Source organism: Maritimimonas sp. 2405UD52-3 (genome assembly GCF_056591715.1).
This window is the reverse complement of sequence record NZ_JBWQOL010000004.1, coordinates 248,625-267,064: the sequence shown is the minus strand read 5'-3', so window position 1 is coordinate 267,064 and position 18,440 is coordinate 248,625. Positions and strand designations below refer to the sequence as shown.

Annotated in this window: 18 protein-coding genes; 11 read left to right on the top strand and 7 right to left on the bottom strand. The window is 33.8% G+C overall.

What is annotated here, in order from left to right; translation table 11 throughout:
• Positions 1-3 precede the first annotated feature (3 nt).
• The 5 genes from AC1EU5_RS11375 (at position 4) to AC1EU5_RS11355 (ending at position 4,267) form a co-directional block, all read left to right on the top strand.
• Entirely contained in the window at positions 4-933 is a 930-nt protein-coding gene (locus tag AC1EU5_RS11375; RefSeq protein WP_480192511.1) for a homoserine kinase, read from the top strand.
• Complete coding sequence (gene thrC / locus AC1EU5_RS11370) at positions 930-2,225, top strand: threonine synthase (RefSeq protein WP_480192510.1); 1,296 nt, start codon at positions 930-932, stop codon at positions 2,223-2,225. The genes AC1EU5_RS11375 and thrC overlap by 4 nt, the downstream gene beginning before the upstream one ends.
• Before the next feature lie 34 nt (positions 2,226-2,259).
• On the top strand, positions 2,260-3,342 hold the full coding sequence (gene gcvT, locus AC1EU5_RS11365; protein WP_480192509.1) for a glycine cleavage system aminomethyltransferase GcvT: 1,083 nt from the start codon (positions 2,260-2,262) through the stop codon (positions 3,340-3,342).
• A gap of 206 nt (positions 3,343-3,548) precedes the next feature.
• On the top strand, positions 3,549-3,833 hold the full coding sequence (locus tag AC1EU5_RS11360) for a 4a-hydroxytetrahydrobiopterin dehydratase (protein ID WP_480192508.1): 285 nt from the start codon (positions 3,549-3,551) through the stop codon (positions 3,831-3,833).
• Positions 3,834-3,865: 32 nt separating this feature from the next.
• A complete protein-coding gene (locus tag AC1EU5_RS11355; protein WP_480192507.1) occupies positions 3,866-4,267 on the top strand; it encodes a hypothetical protein in 402 nt (133 codons plus the stop codon).
• Position 4,268: 1 nt separating this feature from the next.
• Here AC1EU5_RS11355 and AC1EU5_RS11350 read toward each other — a convergent pair whose 3' ends face one another.
• On the bottom strand, positions 4,269-4,808 hold the full coding sequence (locus tag AC1EU5_RS11350) for a 1-acyl-sn-glycerol-3-phosphate acyltransferase (RefSeq protein WP_480192506.1): 540 nt from the start codon (positions 4,806-4,808) through the stop codon (positions 4,269-4,271).
• A gap of 88 nt (positions 4,809-4,896) precedes the next feature.
• Between AC1EU5_RS11350 and AC1EU5_RS11345 the strand changes: the two genes are divergently transcribed.
• On the top strand, positions 4,897-5,415 hold the full coding sequence (locus AC1EU5_RS11345) for a DsrE family protein (RefSeq protein ID WP_480192505.1): 519 nt from the start codon (positions 4,897-4,899) through the stop codon (positions 5,413-5,415).
• 3 nt (positions 5,416-5,418) lie between these two features.
• Positions 5,419-6,744, top strand: coding sequence for a DNA recombination protein RmuC (locus tag AC1EU5_RS11340; protein WP_480192504.1), 1,326 nt, complete (start codon positions 5,419-5,421; stop codon positions 6,742-6,744).
• Between the two features lie 143 nt (positions 6,745-6,887).
• Here AC1EU5_RS11340 and AC1EU5_RS11335 read toward each other — a convergent pair whose 3' ends face one another.
• Entirely contained in the window at positions 6,888-7,301 is a 414-nt protein-coding gene (locus AC1EU5_RS11335) for a DUF2059 domain-containing protein (protein WP_480192503.1), read from the bottom strand.
• Positions 7,302-7,321: 20 nt separating this feature from the next.
• Entirely contained in the window at positions 7,322-8,596 is a 1,275-nt protein-coding gene (gene glyA, locus AC1EU5_RS11330) for a serine hydroxymethyltransferase (protein ID WP_480192502.1), read from the bottom strand.
• Between the two features lie 123 nt (positions 8,597-8,719).
• Here glyA and fahA point away from each other — a divergent pair, with 123 nt between their 5' ends.
• Positions 8,720-10,000, top strand: coding sequence for a fumarylacetoacetase (gene fahA, locus AC1EU5_RS11325; protein WP_480192501.1), 1,281 nt, complete (start codon positions 8,720-8,722; stop codon positions 9,998-10,000).
• Between the two features lie 95 nt (positions 10,001-10,095).
• The gene (locus AC1EU5_RS11320; protein WP_480192500.1) at positions 10,096-11,262 is read left to right on the top strand and encodes a hypothetical protein; all 1,167 of its coding nucleotides are present in this window, start codon (positions 10,096-10,098) and stop codon (positions 11,260-11,262) included.
• Here AC1EU5_RS11320 and ytxJ read toward each other — a convergent pair.
• Positions 11,259-11,636, bottom strand: a complete 378-nt coding sequence (gene ytxJ, locus AC1EU5_RS11315) for a bacillithiol system redox-active protein YtxJ (RefSeq protein ID WP_480192499.1) — start codon at positions 11,634-11,636, stop codon at positions 11,259-11,261. The two genes, AC1EU5_RS11320 and ytxJ, sit on opposite strands and share 4 nt — an antisense overlap.
• A gap of 117 nt (positions 11,637-11,753) precedes the next feature.
• On the opposite strand from ytxJ, the gene clpB reads away from it, so the two are divergent.
• Entirely contained in the window at positions 11,754-14,342 is a 2,589-nt protein-coding gene (gene clpB / locus AC1EU5_RS11310) for an ATP-dependent chaperone ClpB (protein ID WP_480192498.1), read from the top strand.
• Between the two features lie 246 nt (positions 14,343-14,588).
• Positions 14,589-14,999: an Hsp20/alpha crystallin family protein gene (locus AC1EU5_RS11305; RefSeq protein WP_480192497.1), complete on the top strand. Its 411-nt coding sequence runs from the start codon at positions 14,589-14,591 to the stop codon at positions 14,997-14,999.
• Between the two features lie 87 nt (positions 15,000-15,086).
• Here the strand turns inward: AC1EU5_RS11305 and AC1EU5_RS11300 are convergent, their stop codons facing one another.
• The 3 genes from AC1EU5_RS11300 to AC1EU5_RS11290 all read right to left on the bottom strand — a co-directional run bounded on the left by AC1EU5_RS11300 (position 15,087) and on the right by AC1EU5_RS11290 (position 18,440).
• Entirely contained in the window at positions 15,087-15,749 is a 663-nt protein-coding gene (locus AC1EU5_RS11300; protein WP_480192496.1) for a porin family protein, read from the bottom strand.
• A 154-nt stretch (positions 15,750-15,903) separates the two neighbouring features.
• Positions 15,904-16,524 carry a response regulator gene (locus tag AC1EU5_RS11295; protein ID WP_480192495.1) on the bottom strand — a complete coding sequence of 207 codons (621 nt, stop codon included), beginning with the start codon at positions 16,522-16,524 and terminating at the stop codon, positions 15,904-15,906.
• Entirely contained in the window at positions 16,521-18,440 is a 1,920-nt protein-coding gene (locus AC1EU5_RS11290) for a tetratricopeptide repeat-containing sensor histidine kinase (RefSeq protein WP_480192494.1), read from the bottom strand. The genes AC1EU5_RS11295 and AC1EU5_RS11290 overlap by 4 nt, the downstream gene beginning before the upstream one ends.

Genomic DNA, 18,440 nt, shown 5'->3' with positions numbered 1-18,440 from the left:
CTAATGAATGAGATTAAGATATTTGCTCCAGGCACTGTTGCTAATGTGTCTTGTGGTTTTGATGCTTTAGGATTGGCCTTAGAAGGTATTGGTGATGAAATGGTCTTTAGACAAACGCCTTCAAAAGAACTGAAAATTACTAAAATTGAAGGAGCCGATCTTCCTTATAACATTGATCAGAATCTGGTTGGTACCGTCGCTAAAGCAATGCTTTTAGATAAAAATATTGATTCAGGTTTAGAAATAGAAATTTATAAAGGATTTAAACCAGGAAGTGGGCTGGGTTCAAGTGCTGCAAGTGCTGCAGGTACTGCTTTCGCCGTTAATGAACTATTAGGGCTGGGCTATAATAATACTGAACTTGCTCAATTTGCCATGCTAGGTGAAGAAGCTGCTTGTGGTTCTCAGATTGCTGATAATGTTTGCGCCGCTATTTTTGGTGGCTTTGTGCTTATTAGAGAAAGTGCTCCATTAGACATTGTTAAAATACCTTTTCCGGAAGATTTGTATGTTGTCTTAATACACCCTCAAATAGAAATACGAACTGAAGATGCACGGAATGTATTGAAGAAAGAGATTCCATTAACAGATGCTGTAACACAATGGGCCAATGTTGGTGGCTTGATAAGCGGATTGCATACAAATGACTATAATTTAATAAGTAGATCTCTAAAGGATGTCATTGTAGAACCGGCAAGAAAACACCTCATTCCCTATTTTGATAAAGTCAAAGAAAAAGCAATTGAAGTGGGTGCATTGGGAGCTGGAATTTCGGGATCAGGTCCTACAATTTTTGCTTTATGTAAAGGAAAAGAGAATGCATATGTGGTAACAGATTCTATGAAAAGTACCTATGCAAATACTGCGATTGATTTTGAGGTTTTCACCTCTAAAATTAGTACTGAAGGCGTAAAAACGATTTCACATCAATGAAATACTATAGTTTAAACAATAATGCACCTGTTGTCTCATTTGAAGAAGCAGTAATTAAGGGGTTGGCACCTGATAGAGGTTTGTATTTTCCAGAAAATATTATGCCGCTTGCTAAAGATTTTTTTGAAACTATTTCTGAATATTCTAATGAAGAGATTGCCCTCAAAGCAATTCAACAGTTTGTTGGAGATGAAATCCCTGAAAAGGATTTAAAAGAAATCATACAAGAAACATTAGTTTTTGATTTTCCTGTTGTTGACATTGAATCAAATATAAAAACCTTGGAGCTATTCCATGGGCCAACCATGGCCTTTAAAGATGTTGGTGCTCGTTTCATGGCTAGATGCCTCGGATATTTTAATAAAGGAAATAACAATAAAGTGACTGTTCTAGTAGCTACCTCAGGAGATACAGGTGGAGCTGTTGCCAGTGGCTTTTTAGGGGTTGAAAATGTAGACGTTGTTATTCTTTATCCTAGCAAGAAAGTAAGTGATGTTCAAGAAAAACAATTAACTACCTTAGGACAAAATATCAAAGCACTAGAAGTAGAAGGAACATTTGATGATTGTCAGACAATGGTAAAAAAAGCATTCTTAGATGAATCAATTACTCAAAATCACCAATTAACATCTGCCAATTCTATTAACATAGCAAGATGGTTACCTCAAATGTTTTATTATTTTTTCGCTTACAAGCAATTAAAAGAAAATAGTAAAAAACTGGTTTTTTCAGTGCCTAGTGGTAATTATGGAAATATTTGTGCTGGAATGATGGCAAAAAAATTAGGCTTGCCTATACATCAATTTGTTGCAGCAACAAATGCTAACGATGTGGTTCCTGAGTATTTGAAATCAGGAAACTATGAAGCCAAACCATCTGTACAAACCATATCTAATGCCATGGATGTTGGTGATCCTAGTAATTTTGTTAGGATCCAAAAATTACACAACAATAGCTTTAAACAATTAAAAGAGGAGTTATACTCATTTGCCTTTACAGATTATCAAACACGTAATGCCATGCTGCATCTATATAAGAATTTTGATTACGTAGCTGACCCACATGGTGCAGTTGGTTACTTGGGGTGTACATCATACCAGCAAGAAAATCCTGATACACTATGCATCTTTTTAGAAACAGCACACCCGGTGAAGTTTTTGGATGTAGTAGAACCTGTTGTTAATAAAAAAATAGCATATCCTCCTCAAATACAAGAAGTTGTTAATCGAAAAAAAGAAGCAAAGTTCATCAGTTCTTATGAAGAGCTAAAATCTTTTCTACTCAACAATTAATCATTAGTTTTGTGAACCAAATCACAAAACTTAGATGAACAATACTGCTTTAACTCATATACATGAAGCTCTTGGAGCTAAAATGGTGCCTTTTGCAGGCTATAACATGCCCGTACAATATGAAGGTGTAAATATTGAACACGAAACTGTTAGAAAAGGAGTTGGTGTTTTTGATGTTTCTCATATGGGTGAATTTGTAATCTCTGGCCCTAATGCGCTGGCTTTAATTCAAAAAACCTGTTCTAACGATGCCTCAAAGTTATTTGATGGTAAAGCACAATACAGCTGTATGCCTAATGATGATGGTGGTATTGTTGATGATTTAATTATCTATCGTTTAGAGGAAGATAAATATGTACTGGTAGTAAATGCATCAAATATTCAAAAAGATTGGGAGTGGCTTGAATCAAAAAATGATGTAGGTGCCGAGATGAGAGATGTATCAGAAAACTTTTCCTTGTTGGCTATTCAAGGGCCTAAAGCTGCAGAAGCTATGCAGTCATTAACTTCAGTTGATCTTGAAAACATGAAATATTATACTGTTCAAGTCGCTGATTTTGCAGGTATTGAACATGTCATGATCTCTGCAACCGGGTATACAGGCTCTGGTGGGTTTGAAATTTATGTGCGAAATGAAGATGTTGAAAAGGTATGGCATAAAGTAATGGAAGCTGGAGAACCTTATGATATTAAACCCATAGGTTTGGCAGCAAGAGATACATTACGTTTGGAAATGGGATTCTGCCTATACGGTAATGATATTAATGATACTACTTCTCCTATTGAAGCTGGATTGGGTTGGATCACCAAATTCACGAAAGAATTTACCAACCACGAAGAATTAAAAAAGCAAAAGGAGCATGGTACAGATCGTAAATTAATCGCTTTTGAATTAAATGACCGCGGTATACCTCGTCAAGGCTATGATATTGTGGATGGAAATGGAAAAAAAATGGGGGAAGTTACTTCAGGTACTATGAGTCCTTCTCTAAAAAAAGGTATAGGCCTAGGTTATGTACCAAGGGTTTTTACAGATATTGGAAGTATAATTCATATCCAAATTCGTAAAAATGCTGTGCCAGCAACCGTGATAAAATTACCTTTTTATAAAGGCTAAGGATCTTCTTTTCATTCTGACCTTAAGACTTTTGAGGAAGCATCTTTTTTTGGATAGATTCTTCGTTGCACTCAGAAGGACAAATAATAAGTAGATTGCTTTTTGTATTTTTATACATCAATCTTGTCATTCCGCACTTGATGCGGAATCTATTTATTTACATAGATGCTGAATCAAGTTCAGCATGACAATCTAACACAAAAATCATGAGTAAACTATCTGAAGAGCAAATACAAGAGAAATTAAAAGACTATTCACATTGGGAATATATCAATAATGGTATAGAAACTACCTTAGAATTTGAAAGCTTTAAAGATTGTTTCTCTATCATGACAAGAATAGCTTTTGAAGCAGAAGCACAAAATCATCACCCTGAATGGAGTAATGTATACAATAAATTAGCTATTCGATTGTCTACCCATGACGCAGATGGAGTAACTGAAAAGGATTTTAAATTACTTGCCACGATAGAAACTATCATTTCAAATTAGTAACAAGAACAATATAAGTTCGTCTTCTTTTTATGAAGCGAGTTTTGATTCTTACAATATTCATTCAGTCTTGTGCAGTTTACTATCCTGATTACTCTGGGTCCGATGTTGATGGTGAATGGGTAGTTCAATATCAAAAGTACTTTCCATACATATGCAGCCCCTTACCTCAAAAAAACAATGACTTTATTGGCAGTGTTTTTCAAATAACAGAAAACAAACAACTTTATTTTTACCCAAACTTAAAAGACAGTATTTTCAATAATGAAATACATTTGAGATGGGAATTTGATGAATTCTGTGACGATACGATCCGTGTCTATAACTCTTACAACAGGGAATTAATGTATTTCAAAATTGAAGAAGGAGAAACTCTAAAAATAACTGCGTATTTAGGATTGCATCGTCTAATATTAATGAAAAAGCAGTATTAAATTAAAAACTATATTCTGCTTTCTTTCCTTTCACACCTCTAAAATACGAATAGAAATGCTCAAAGTCAGCCTCCATATTCTCTGTAAGTCTATAGGGTTCTGAAACACGAATCTCTTTATTTTCATAATCCAGTGCTACCATCACTATTGGTACCTTTGCACCTTCAGCTATATAATAAAAACCAGTTTTAAATTCAGTTACTTTTTTTCTTGTACCCTCAGGTGACAAAGCAAATACAAATTCATCACTGGCCTTAAACTCATCAATGATAGTTTGAACTTTATTGGTGTTTTTTGAACGATCTACAGGACGCCCACCAAAATACCTAAAAAAAGCACCATAAGGCCATTTAAACAATGAAGCCTTGCCTACATAATTCACTTTTAAATTCTTGATAAACTTTACACACAAAGCGACCAGAAAATCTACCCAACTAGTATGAGGCACCACAATAATGACATACTTTTTTAACGTTGGGAAATCACCTATGATCTTCCAACCTAAAAGCTTCTGAAAAATAAGTATGGATAACCATTTCATTAGTCAATGATACAATTTTACAAACAAAGTATCAAATACTGGTCAATCCTTATATATTTTGTAATATTAATGTTTGAAATTTAGGAAAATGAAAACTTCTTTTATCAACCTTGTATTATTCTTTTTTTCAATAACTTACGGGTTATCTCAAGAGAAAAAGGCTGGACCAATAATTAAAGATTATGGGAATGTTTTTGAAATTGACCAACCCGATCTACTTTTAGATACTAAGAAAACCTATAATGTTATTTTTGATGTTTATTCAGACCTCTCTAAAGGTGGTAGAGAAAACCTTATGATTAATACCGTGGCACGTTTCTTAAATATGCATGGCCAACAAGGTGTCCCTATGCAAAATATGAATATAGTGTTGGTTTTGCACGGTGCTGCTGCAAAAAATGTAATTGTAGGTAACAACAATCCAAACATAGCATTGTTAAAGGCACTTAAGGATGCTTACGTTGATATCTATGTATGCGGACAATCTTTGAAATCAAGAAACTTAGATAGAACGAAGGTTTCTAAAGATGTAAAAGTGGCATTATCGGCAATGACTACCTTGGTTCATTTTCAAAAAGAGGGATATAACCTTATAAATTTTAACTAGTCTATGCAAGAAAGCATTCTTTATATCATCATTTTTATCGTTGCTATTATTATTGGAGTTTTATTAGGCATGTATATTAATAGTCTAAAAAGCAAGGCCCAATTAAGTTCTCTTGAAGAACGTGACAGGCAATTGCAAATAGCCATTGATGACTTAAAAAACACCATTGAAAAAACTGAAAATGAACGTGAGGAAGTTAGGCGTGAGAAAGATTTTTTAAATACTGAGCTTACAAGAAGAAATTCAGAATATGAAAATTTGCAACAGCAAAATCAGGAACGCGATAAAGAATTAGCAAAACAACAGGAGCAATTGCGAAAGGATTTTGAATTATTGGCCAATAAAATCCTAGATGAAAAATCAAATAAGTTCACTGAGCAGAATAAAGAGAATTTAAAAATCATTTTAAATCCTTTACAGGAAAAAATCAAGACTTTTGAAAAGAAAGTTGAGGACACACATAAAGAAAGTATTGATCGTCACGCAGCTTTACGTCAGCAAATACTTGGACTCAAGGAACTCAATGAGCAAATGAGTAAAGAGGCTTTGAACCTCACTAAGGCCTTAAAAGGTGATAGTAAAACACAAGGAAACTGGGGTGAATTAGTATTAGAGAGAGTGTTAGAAAAGTCAGGTTTAGAGAAAGATAGAGAATACTTTATTCAACAAAGTTTTGTGTCTGATGATGGCAAGCGTGTGATGCCGGATGTGGTTATACATCTACCTGATAGTAAAAAGATGATCATTGACTCTAAGGTGTCTTTGACAGCATATGAGCAATTTGTGAATAACGAGGATGAACAGGAAAAAGAGCAAGCTTTAAAAGAGCATATAGCTTCCTTAAACCGTCACGTGGTACAATTGAGCGAAAAGAAATATGAAGATATTTATCAGATAGAATCGCCTGATTTTGTTTTGTTGTTTGTACCGGTTGAACCCGCCTTTGCAATTGCTATTAATCAAGATAATCAGTTGTACAATAAAGCTTTTGAAAAGAATATTGTTATTGTAACACCTGCTACCCTATTGGCTACTTTGCGTACAATAGATACCATGTGGAACAATGAAAAGCAACAGCGAAATGCCATTGAAATTGCACGTCAAGCCGGTGCATTATATGATAAATTTGATGGCTTAATGAAAGATCTAATTGGTGTAGGTAAAAAAATAGATGCTTCTAAAACAGATTATAATGCAGCTATGAATAAGCTCTTTGAAGGAAAAGGTAACCTGATTGCAAGTGTAGAAAAAATTAAAAAATTGGGTGCTAAGGCTAAGAAAGCATTACCAGAAAATATTGTTGAAAGAGCACAAGAAGAGCAAGATTAATTTCAATTGTCATTCCTGCGAAAGCAAGAATCTAGTTTTAATGATAACTAACGCATCATTTTAGAATCAAAAATATATTTATTGAAAAGACCTCACTTTAGATTTCTTGCTTCGATCAAAATGATGTGTTGAAGAAATTCGTGCTACTGAAATTTTGACAAAAGCCCCTGTACTTTGATCCCCCAAGATTGACCAGCCATCATACCACGTTGTGCCAATACACCAGATTTAGCAGCCATCTTTTGACCAACCGGGGTATTATAAAATTCTAATAAGGCTTTTATGTCGTCGTGTGTAAATTCATCCATATATATTTTAGCCATAGAATCATACAATTCTGGAAAGGTTTTATCCACCTCTTTTATAAAAGCTTCTCTTTTGTCTTCAGCTACAATTGAGGAAAACTGATCAACAACAGGTTGAAAAGCAGGTTTAGAAACCGTTTCTACAAGCAAATAGGTATCCTTTTCAAAATCTGATTCTTCTATTTCTTGAGTTTGAGCAAAGTTTGCAATACAAACGAGCACTAGCATTAAGGTTAAAACTGTCTTTTTCATTTATTATTTTTTTAATTTAATTATGCCACAAATAGAGGTCTATTAGCCATAAGTTCGTTTACCTTTTTGGCAACAGCTTCTAAAACCTTTTCATCTTCATGATTTCTTACAACTTCATCTATCAGGTCTACTATAGTGCTCATATCATTTTCTTTTAATCCTCGTGTAGTTATCGCTGCGGTACCAACCCTAATTCCTGAGGTTATAAATGGTGACTTATCATCAAAAGGAACCATATTTTTATTGACTGTGATTTCTGCTTTTACCAAGGCATTTTCAGCAGCTTTGCCAGTAATATCTTTATTTCTTAAGTCAATTAACATCATATGGTTATCTGTTCCTCCAGAAATCAAATGATAATCTTTTGCAACAAAAGCAGCAGCCATTGCAGCAGCATTTTTCTTTACTTGAATTTGATAATGCAAGAATTTATCTGTTAAGGCTTCACCAAAAGCAATTGCTTTAGCAGCTATAATGTGCTCTAGAGGTCCACCTTGATTTCCAGGAAATACTGAACCATTTAAGATAGCTGACATCATTTTTAGTTTACCGCTTTTTAAAGTAATTCCCCAAGGGTTTTCAAAATTTTTACCCATCATAATCATTCCACCTCTTGGCCCTCTTAATGTTTTGTGCGTAGTTGTAGTTACCACATGGCAATGTGGCATAGGGTCATTTAAAATACCTTTAGCAATCAACCCTGAAGGATGTGAAATATCTGCTACTAAAAAAGCACCAACACTATCTGCAATTTCTCTAAAACGTTTAAAATCAATATCACGAGAATAAGCAGAAGCTCCAGCAATGATTAATTGTGGTTTTTCTTTTTCTGCGGTTTCTTGAATTTTATCATAATTCAAAACACCCGTCTCCTTCTCTACTCCATAGAAAGAAGTCTTATATAGAGTACCTGAAAAATTCACAGGTGAACCATGTGTTAGATGTCCACCATGTGACAGATCAAAACCTAAGATTTTATCACCTGGTTTCAACAAAGCAAAGAAAACTGCTGAATTCGCCTGCGATCCTGAATGTGGTTGTACATTCACATATTCTGCTCCAAACAGCGCTTTGGCACGATCAATAGCAATTTGTTCAACTTGATCAACTACTTCGCACCCTCCGTAATAGCGTTTTCCAGGATATCCTTCAGCATATTTATTGGTTAAAACAGAACCAGCAGCTTCCAAAACTTGGTCGCTCACAAAATTTTCTGAAGCTATCAATTCCAAACCATGTAATTGTCTTTCCTTTTCATCTTGGATAAGGTCAAAGATTTGTTGATCACGTTGCATTGTCTAATAAGTTTTTGAGGCTAATACTTTAGTTGTTAAATAAGTAGCCAAAAGTAATAATTTCATTTTTCAAATACGTATAAACATCTATATTTGAATAAAAAATAATTCACAACTTATCAAATGAAAATAGCCGCTAATAATCCTAACAGAAAATCATGGTTAAAAGTTGAAGAAAACTCTGATTTTCCTATCCAAAATATTCCTTTTGGTGTTTTTTTAACAAGAGATGATATCATTACAATTGGCACTCGTATAGGTGATTATGCCATTGATTTGGGAGCATTGCATCAATTAGGATATTTTAATGAGATACCCCTAACTGATGATATTTTTTTACAAGATAGCTTAAATGATTTCATTGCAGATGGTAGAATTACCTGGAGGTTAGTTCGTAATAGAATTGCCGAAATATTTGATACAACAAACGGTGAGTTGCGTGATAATGCCGTTCATAAAGATAGAATTATCTTTAGAATGGATGAGGTAGAAATGCAACTTCCTGTAGATGTTGGTGACTATACCGATTTTTATGCCAGCAAAGAGCATGCTACAAATGTAGGTAGTATTTTCCGTGATCCTAAAAATGCATTAATGCCCAATTGGTTGCATGTACCCATAGGATATCATGGCAGAAGCTCTTCAATTATACCTTCTGGAACACCAATTAGAAGACCTATAGGACAGTCAAGGCCTCCTGAAGGGAGCAATACTCCTGGTTTTGGTCCTTCTAAGTTGCTTGATTTTGAATTAGAAATGGCATTTATTACAACTGCTTCTAATGATCTTGGGCAAAGTATTGCTATTGAAGAAGCCGAAGATTATATTTTTGGATTGGTTCTATTCAATGACTGGAGTGCACGTGATATACAGGCGTGGGAATATCAGCCCCTAGGACCATTTTTAGGGAAGAATTTTGCTTCTACAATTTCACCATGGATTGTTACGTTAGATGCCCTTGAACCGTTTAGAGTTGAAAACCCAAAACAAGATCCTCAACCACTACCCTATTTACAACATAAAGGAAAGCATAGTTTTGATATTCATTTACAAGTAGGAATTCAACCGAAAGGTGGCGAAGAAACTGTTGTAGCCAATTCCAATTTTAAATATATGTATTGGACAATGGCACAACAACTAACGCATCATACTGTAAATGGATGTAATGTGCGTGCAGGTGACATGATGGGTTCAGGTACCATTTCAGGACCTACTCCTGATAGCTATGGTTCTATGTTAGAATTAACATGGCGAGGAGCAAATCCTATAAAACTAAAAGATGGATCTGAGCGTAAATTCATTGAAGATAGTGATACAGTTATTATGAGAGCGCATTGCCAAAATAATGATGTTAGAATTGGGTTTGGAGAATGTATTGGTGAGGTGAAACCTGCAGTAGAATAATTGCAAAGCATCAATAATTAAATAGCCTAATTTGAATACCCTTTGATTTTTATTTAAATTAGGCTATTTTCGTAGATATACTAATAACCAAAACAATGAAAAAACTAGCTTACCTATTGGTAATATTCCTTTTAGTGGCATGTGGTGGCACTCAAAAAACCACCAACTATTTACAAACAGGTAATTATGCAAATGCTTTTAACAATTCTTTAGCGCAATTATCAAAGGATAAATCGAGCAAGTCTAATCAAAAACATATACCTCTTTTGAAAGAAGCTTTTGAAAAAGCTGCTACACAAGATTTGAATGAAATAGCTTCACTAAAAACTCAAAATACACCTCAGTCGCTTAAAAAAGCTTATGGTAATTATTTAAATCTTGATTTGCGTCAAGATGAAGTACGTGTGTTACAACCTTTATACTATGAAGGACAAGAAGTAAAATTCAATTTTAAAGATTATTCAAGTGATTTAAAAAAGTCAAAGGATGCCTACTCTGCTTCTTTATATAATATGGCTATGCAAGAGATGAAAGGCGGTACTGAAGGAGCACGCAAAGCCCATAAGCATTTTGAAGAATTGATTTATGTGAATCCGACATACAGGTCTGACTTGGACCAATTAATTCAAAAAGCCAAAAATCAAGGTAGTAGTTTTGTTTTTGTAAAGCTTATTAATAATGTAAAGAGTATACCAAAAGACAGCCTACAAGGTTTTTCTAGAATTAATTCTGGCGGATTTGATAATCCTTGGGTAATTTTTCATGATAAATACCAAAGAAATACTCCATATGCATATCAGGTAGATATTAAATTAGATAAGTTATCATTTACTCAACCTGAAACCAAAACCCAAACGGTTCCTCAAGAGGCTAAAGTACAAGATGGTTGGCAATATCAATTAGATAGTAATGGCAATGTAATGAAAGATCAAAAAGGTAATGATATTAGAGTTCCTAAATATGCCATTGCAAGAGCTGAAGTAGTTTTATATCAGCAAAACAAAACGTCAAAATTAGATGGTACAGTAAGTATCAAGAACTTTAAGACCAAACAAACAGCAAATAATCCTATGTTTGGTGAGGCTAAGTTTCAGAATACCTATGGCAAATATAGAGGTGACCAACGCGCAATTGAGCAGAAATATTATGATGCGTTAAAAGCCAAAGAAGTTCCTTATCCAGATGATTTTTTATTCGTTAAGTATTCAATAAGCAATTTTAAACAAAAAGTAACAGCACTATTAGGTCAACAGCAGTTTTAAGCAGTTAATTCCACACTCATAATATCATAATGAGATGCGTGAGTGACTAATTCTCCATTTCTTAGTACTACTAATTGTGGTGATTCATGCAAAATACCAAACCTATTGGCTATCTCATCGGAAATAGAACGATAGTTCAAGAGGTCTAAATAGTAAAAGTCTATTTTATCGGTATTTTCCTGACGCTCAAATTGCCTTAAAACACCACTACTAATGCCACACCTTGTGCTGTGCTTAAAAATAGCTTGAAATTTATCACTCGATTTATTGATTATTTCATCTAATTGATTTGTCTCTGTTAAAGGAATCCAATTGATTTTAGGCTTTGGTTGTTCTCTTCGCTCACCTCCAAAGAGGCTCTTTAATAATCCCATTCATTTAAATTTTTGGTTAAAATAGACATTTTGTCTTTAAAAAACTGCTTTTTCGGTCATTTTGTCGTTCAAAAAAGTACTTTCTTACATTGGCTCAGCTTTTGAAATAAGCGAGATATGAATTTTAATAATTATACCATAAAGTCTCAGGAAGCCGTGCAACAAGCACAGCAAATTGCACAAGGTTTTGGTCATCAACAAATAGAAAATGCACATATCTTAAAGGGCATTTTTGAAGTTGATGAAAACGTTACTCCTTTTCTATTAAATAAACTTGGAGTGAACGTAGCTATTTTTAAACAGACACTTGATACTATATTACAAAGCTTCTCAAAGGTAGAAGGCGGTGAAATTATACTTTCACGAAATACAGCCACAATGTTTGGTGACGCTGCAAATATTGCTAAGCAACTAAATGATGAATATGTTTCTATTGAGCATTTGTTATTGGCAATTCTAAAAGGAAAAGATAATACAGCGCAACTACTAAAAGATAATGGTGTAACAGAAAAAGAGTTAAAGAAAGCTGTTGAAGAGTTACGCAAAGGAAGCAGAGTAACATCACAAGGTGCTGAAGACACATATAATTCATTAGACAAGTATGCAAAGAATTTAAATCAGCTTGCTAATGATGGTAAACTAGACCCTGTTATTGGTCGTGATGAAGAGATTCGAAGAATTCTGCAAATCCTATCACGTAGAACCAAGAACAATCCTATTTTAATCGGTGAGCCAGGAGTTGGTAAGACTGCTATTGCGGAGGGCTTGGCACATCGTATCGTAAAGGGTGATATTCCAGAAAATCTGCAAGAAAAAGTCATCTACTCACTTGACATGGGTGCTTTAATTGCAGGAGCTAAATACAAAGGCGAATTTGAAGAGCGTTTAAAGTCTGTAGTAAAGGAAGTCATTTCATCTGATGGACAAATTGTGTTGTTCATTGATGAAATACATACGCTTGTTGGTGCCGGTGGCGGCCAAGGTGCTATGGACGCTGCGAATATCTTAAAGCCTGCCCTAGCGCGAGGAGAATTACGAGCCATTGGTGCTACTACATTGGATGAATATCAAAAGCACTTTGAGAAAGATAAGGCCTTAGAACGCCGTTTTCAGAAGGTTATAGTAGATGAGCCAGATGTAGAGAGTGCTATTTCAATCTTACGAGGTATCAAAGATAAATATGAAACGCATCATAAAGTGCGTATTAAAGATGATGCTATTATTGCTGCTGTAGAATTATCTCAACGCTATATCACAGACAGATTCCTTCCTGACAAAGCAATTGATCTTATGGATGAGTCAGCTGCTAAATTGCGTATGGAAATCAATTCAAAGCCTGAAGAATTAGATGTGCTGGATAGGAAGATTATGCAGTTAGAAATTGAGATTGAAGCCATAAAACGTGAAGACGATAAAGAAAAGCTGCAGAATCTCCAAAAAGAACTGGCAAATCTAAAGGATGATCGAGAATCTATCTATGCTAAATGGAAAAGTGAAAAAGAGATCGTAGAGAGGGTTCAAGCAGCGAAAAAGAACATAGAAGCCTTTAAGCTAGAAGCTGAGAAGGCAGAACGTGAAGGAGATTATGGCAAGGTAGCTGAATTACGTTATGGAAAGATCAAAGCAGAAGAAGAGCAATTACAAGAATTGCAAAAAGAGTTGATTGAAAATCAAGAAAATGCTTTAATTAAAGAAGAAGTAACGAGTGAAGATATAGCTGAAGTGGTTGCAAAATGGACGGGTATTCCTGTTCAAAAGATGCTCCAAAGTGAGCGTGAAAAACTATTAAAGCTTGAAGACGAATTACATAAACGAGTCATTGGCCAGGAAGAAGCAATTCGGGCTGTCGCTGACGCCGTTCGTAGGTCTAGAGCAGGCTTGCAAGATGAGAAAAAACCGATTGGTTCCTTCTTATTTTTAGGCACTACCGGAGTTGGTAAGACTGAATTGGCAAAAGCATTGGCAGAGTATTTATTTGATGACGAGTCTGCAATGACACGCATTGATATGAGTGAATATCAAGAGCGTCATGCAGTAAGTAGATTGGTTGGTGCACCCCCGGGATATGTTGGTTATGATGAAGGTGGGCAGTTAACTGAAGCGGTGCGCAGAAAGCCATATTCTGTGGTGTTGTTAGATGAAATTGAAAAAGCACATCCAGACACCTTTAATATTCTGTTGCAGGTACTAGATGAAGGGCGATTGACTGATAATAAAGGACACGTTGCTGATTTTAGAAATTCAATAATTATAATGACCTCAAATATGGGCTCTCATATTATTCAAGAAAATTTCAATGAATTAGATATGAGTAAACGGGAGCAGATTACTGAAAAAACAAAAGTTGACGTAATCGGTTTGTTAAAACAAACTGTACGACCTGAATTTTTAAACAGAATAGATGAGATCATTATGTTTACGCCGCTTAACAAAGCTGAAGTGACTAAGATTGTTGAATTACAGCTTGGTGGATTGGTTCATATGTTGGCAGACAAAGGAATTGCAATGAGCTGGACTGATGAAGCTATTGAAAGCTTATCAAGACAAGGGTTTGACCCCCAGTTTGGGGCACGCCCAATTAAAAGAGTGATACAGCGTAAAGTATTGAATGAATTATCTAAAGAAATATTGGCTGGTAAAGTAATATCAGAAAGTACTATTTTATTAGATGCTTTTGATGATCAATTGGTCTTTAGAAACAAATAAGGCAACCTGTTCTATTAACAATTTCTTTTGCTGAAATTTTTAAAAGAACATCTACATATTCCGCTCCGCATCTAGATAATAATTTAGATGCGGATTTTTTTATATAATAAACTGACAATCAATTGACAAAATGTCTTTATTTTCAGTAAAATACTGCTAAAATGGCATCAAAAATCAATTGGTATTTTGTTTGCAATAGACCTTATGAATTTAAACATGAAATATCAATTTTAAACTATAAAAATTATGTTAGTAAAAAGATCAGAATTTCCGTTTTTCCCAACATTGGTTGATGATGTATTTAGAGACTTTTCTAATACGAATACTACACTTCCGGCTGTAAATATTAAAGAAGATGAAAAATCATTTACTGTTGAAGTTGCTGTACCAGGATTGGCAAAAGAAGCTATTAAAATTAATGTTGAAAATAATGTATTGACCATTTCTTCTGAAAAGAAAATTGACAATGAAGAAACCAAAGAAAACTATAGCCGTAAAGAGTATAGCTATCAATCATTCAAAAGAAGCTTTAATTTACCTAAAGATATTGTAAATAGTGATGCGATTTCAGCAAACTATAGTAATGGTGAGCTAATTATAACTGTACCTAAAATAGAAAAGGTAGAGCCTAAGGCTAAAATGATTGAGATTCAATAAATGATTAGTTAAGTTAGTTAAAAAAAGCCCTTGCAATTTAGTTTGCAAGGGCTTTTTATTCAACAGAAAATAAACTAATTCAAAATATTATAGTTTTTTACCAAAATTATATCTTAAGCCTAATCTAAGTACTCTGTTTTTGGCATCAAAATTCCCAAAATCATCGGAATTAATATTTAATAACCCATGGTCATATCCAAAGTTTATACCAAAACCATTATTAAATTGATAACCAACGCCTACAATGCCAGCAAGATCAAAAGTATTATATTGGTCTGTTACCTTTTGCGAGTCCTTATTACCATTAAATTCAGTTTTTAGTTTTGCATTAAGAAGAAATGAAGGCTGCACTCCTCCATAGATGTTAAAACCTCCTTCACCAATTTTATAAGTGGCTGCTAACGGAATGTCTATATAGGTAAGATTCAATTTTTGTTCAAAACCATTTGTTGAGGTTTTATTACCTTTTCCAGCCAGGAATAAACCTGTATCTACTGAGAATTTACCACCTAAAGGAACCTCTGTACCAACACCGGCCCTGTATCCTAAAACGAATTCACTATCTGAATCATTTGTATTGCTTTTAACTGAGGCTGTATCAAAACCATCACCTGTGTTATAATTGCTGCTTTCTGATACGCTAGGACAACTAGCTGCAATACCGCCATATAAGCTTTCTACTAATGCCTCACAACTAGTCAAAAAAATTGCTAGAGTTATAATTAATAAAGATTGAATTAAATTTTTCATAGTAATTAAGATTTTAGATTATTGATATTGCAATTTCATAACATAATCTTATTTCTTTTTAGCTAAAAAACGCCAAAACTAAAAATAGTAGAAAACCACTAGTGAGTTAAGGTTTTTACCTAGTTTTTGAGAATGAGAAAATTAGGGTTAAGATCTATACAATACCTTTCTTAATACTATATTTTATGAGTTCAGCAGTATTTTTAAGACCTAATTTAAGAAGTATGTTTTGACGATGTGTTTCAACAGTATGTGGACTAATAAATAACTGTTCTGCAATTTTTTTAGTAGTAAGGCCTTCTGAAAGCAAGCCAATAATTTCTTTTTCGCGCGGTGAAATTTGAATATTTCTATTCTTTTCTAAAAAACTCTCCATGACTAAACGACTGGTTTCGTCAGTAATATAAGTTCCTGTTCTCTTTACTTGTGCAATAGCTTCTAATAAAGCTTCCTTTCCGGCATCTTTTTGCAAATAGCCTGAAGCTCCATTTTTAAATATGTTTTTAACAAACTCAGCTGATTTATGCATTGTTAGCACTAATATTTTTGTATCTACCTTTTGCTTCTGCAGTTCTCTGAGGGTATCAAAGCCATCCATTTTTGGCATTTCTATATCAAGAAGCAAAACATCAGGTATTTTATTTTGCAGTAGCTGCAATACTTCCTCTCCATTACTAGCTTGTCCAATGATCTTTATATCCTTTTCATTGGTCAAAAGAGAGCTAATACCCTCACGAAATAATTTATGGTCATCGGCTATAACTATTGTAGTCATTGTAATGGAATTTGAACATTAAACGTAGTGCCATTTCCTTTACCTGAATCTATGTTAAGCTTTCCTTTAAGAAAGGCTACTCTATTTTTTATAGTACTCATCCCTAAACCGTGGTTAGCTAACATTTCTGTTGTAAAACCTATTCCATTATCCTCGATCATTAGGTTTAAATACTTCGGAAATTTATTTAGATAAATATTTAATTCACTAGCCTTAGCATGTTTTAATACATTTTGAATAATTTCTTGTATAATTCTAAAAAGATGTACTTCTTTGGTTTTATCTATACGTTCTTCTAAGTTGTGAACATATAAATTAGTTTCTAGAGCTTTATCATCAATTTGGTCTATGGTTGTTTGTACTGCTGAAACCAGGCCAAACTTTACCAATTCACCTGGCATCATGTTATGTGATACTTGACGAATTTGATCAGAAGTTTTAGATATGATATCTAAAAAATCATCCGTTTCTTGAGATTTTCCTTTTTTAGACTTTAGTAAATTTTCCAGTTTATTTTTTGCTAAAGCCAATGAGCCGCCCACACTATCGTGCAAATCTTGAGCTATTCGTTTACGCTCTTCTATTTGCGTGTCTGCAATGACTGAAATTAAATCCTGCTGTTTTTTGTTTTTAGAATATTGTCGAAATATTACAAAACCTAAACCCGATAGCATTAGTAATGTAATTAAACCAAAAGACAACCTCCTTATACTGGTTTGTTGCTTTTCAATGGCAACATCATCTTTTAGCTTTTGTTCTGAAAGTGTTAAGATTTCTTTCTCTTTTTTTTCGGTTTTATATTTGATTTCTAGCTCACTTATTACAGATAGGTGCTCAGAATTAATGACACTATCTTTCCATTTTTCATATTTTTTTCGCGCATCTAAAGCGAGATCATATTTTTTTTGATTTTCGTATGTTATGGCTTTACCAAGATATACTACCTTTAAAATATCTTTTAATTTCAATTTTTTAGCTAGTTCTTCACTTTTTGTATAATTCAATTCAGCATTGATATAATTTTTCAATTTATTTTGAACACTAGCCAAATTGTGATAGCTAGTAGCTAAAGTCGAGTGGTTTTTGGATTGTTCACCATATACAATCGCCTGTTGGTAACTTCTTTCAGCTTTGCGCAATTCTTCATTATTTTCATATAAAGCGCCAATATTATCATAGTTTCTGGAAATGGCAGCAAGGTCATTAAATTCTTTATTGATTTCAATAGACTTTAAATACATTTTAATTGCTTCATCATATTTACCTTGGTTTTTCAAGATGATACCTAGGTTTCCCAATGTGTATGACATTCCTCTCTTTATATTATGTGCTTCACATATTTCATATGATTGCTTCATGTATTCCTCTGCTTTATTCCAATTTTCTAGCTTAATATACACTATCCCAATATTATTCAATACTCTTGCCTTGCCAGTATCTAAATCTAAATCATCTGTTACTTTAGCAGCTTTTAAGTGGCTCTGAATCGCTTCATCATACTCTCCTCTGTAATAATAAGTTGTTCCTTGTATTGAATAAATATCTATGAGGGTTTTTAATAAAGGATTCTTATTGATATCTAATGCCTTTTGAACATAAACAAACACACTATCATAATTATGTTTATCTAAATAAAATTCAGCAAATCTGCGAAGAAGCTCTGTCTCAATAGAATCGTTTTCTACTTTTTCTATTAAATACCGAGCGTTTTTTAAATAGTTGAAAGCTGAATTAGGGTCAGTATTTTTTTTATTTATATAGAGCTTAATGTTTATCTCTATTTTTTCTTCATCAGTTATGTTAAACTTAAGAAGTTTGGTTAGGCTATCTAAAGATTGATTCTGTGTATGGCCAATTTGAAGTAATCCAACTAAAATCAAAAATATGAGTTGAGCATTTCTCTTGAAAGACAGCAT